At 70.1% G+C, this 1,380-nt stretch carries 1 protein-coding gene and 1 pseudogene; one reads left to right on the top strand and one right to left on the bottom strand.

The features are described from left to right. On the bottom strand, positions 1–993 hold a 993-nt coding region (locus NI18_RS19365; protein WP_037532490.1), incomplete at its 3' end, for an alpha/beta fold hydrolase. Between the two features lie 172 nt (positions 994–1,165). On the opposite strand from NI18_RS19365, the pseudogene NI18_RS24710 reads away from it, so the two are divergent. After that, positions 1,166–1,380, top strand: a pseudogene (locus NI18_RS24710) (hypothetical protein); the annotation flags it as partial.

Genomic DNA, 1,380 nt, shown 5'->3' with positions numbered 1-1,380 from the left:
GCGCCAGCCGTCGCCGACACCCTGCGCGACCGAGGCGAGGATGCGACCCGCCAGCGCACGGTCGGCGCCGCAATCGGGGAGGATCCGGGCCACCAGCGCCGCGACGGTTGCATGGTCGGCGTCGTCCCATAACGCGGTACCGACGGGCATCGGGTAGATTCGGTCGAGCATCGCGGCGCGCGTCCCGCTGCTGACGCGATCGGAGTCGAGCAGCCGGGCGAAATCTTCGGGCAGCGCGGCCATCGTCGCCAGTGCCGCGTGCTCGCGGATCAGCGCGGCGAGCGCGCGGGGCTGTTCATAGGGGATGAGGTGCGCGGCACCCTGGACGACGCGCATCCGGGCATTGGCATAATGCGGCAGGTTGAGCCGGCGCTGCGCATCCTCGCCGAGATCGCCGTCTTCGGTCCCGGCAATGATCAGCGCGGGGAGCGCGAGCTGTCCGACCGCGGCAGCCCAGTCCTCGCGGCTGCCGCGTTCGAGCCAGCCGAGCCAGGCCGCGCGGTTCGAGCGTCGCACGTCGTCGATCGCCTGATCGCGCAGGGCCTCCGGGAGCGTCTCGGCGCTGTTGGCATCGACGAAGGTTTCTGCATCGTCGCGCGAGGCCTGGCCATCGGCGAACCACCCGATCATCTCCGCCCGGCGTTTTTCGTCCATCGGTTCGGGCGAGGGGGGCGAGGCGGCGACGAGGACGACGCCGAGAATGTTCGCGAGACCCGGCTCGCCCGCGGCAGCGCGCGCGGCGACGAGCGTGGCGATCTTGCCGCCCATGCTGTGCCCGACGAGCACGCAGGCGGTAAGGTCGCGGGCGCGGATTTCCTGCGCCAGCCAGTCGGTCATCGTCCCGACATCGGCATGCCCCGTATCGGCCGCGTCGCCGAACCCCGGCAGATCGAGCGCGACGCAATCATGGTCGGACAGGTGATCGGCGACCTGCTGCCATTCGCGCGCGCTGGCGCCAAGAGCGTGTAAAAACAACAAGGTGGGTGGGGTCATGGGGCCTCGCGAAACTGACCCCTACCGGACGATGCAGGCGCGGAACTGTTCCATCGCACCGGCCGTCGTAATTGACATAGATCAATTTGACGTCGATCTGCGATCACTTTGGCTGCGTCTGTCGCACCGCGCGGGTCTGGACCGGGCGCGCAAAGACCGGCATCCTCGCGCGATGGACGACAATAGCGGTCAGCGCGCCCCGATGATCGACCGTGCCCGCAGCGTCGCGGCAGGGTTCGCCGATGTCGGGCTCACCCAGGCCGAAGAGCTGCTCCGGCGGCTGTCTCCCGAGGGCCGCGAGCAGGCGCGGCGCGAGCGCGAGGCGAGGGCGCGTCGGCAGAAGCGGCTGATGGTCCGGCTGGTCCTCGCGGCGATCGTGTCGCTGCT

Source organism: Sphingomonas sp. Ant20 (assembly GCF_000783375.1).
GTDB classification, from domain to species: domain Bacteria; phylum Pseudomonadota; class Alphaproteobacteria; order Sphingomonadales; family Sphingomonadaceae; genus Sphingomonas; species Sphingomonas aerolata.
The sequence above is the reverse complement of the archived record's forward strand: the minus strand, read 5'-3'. Positions and strand labels throughout refer to the sequence as shown.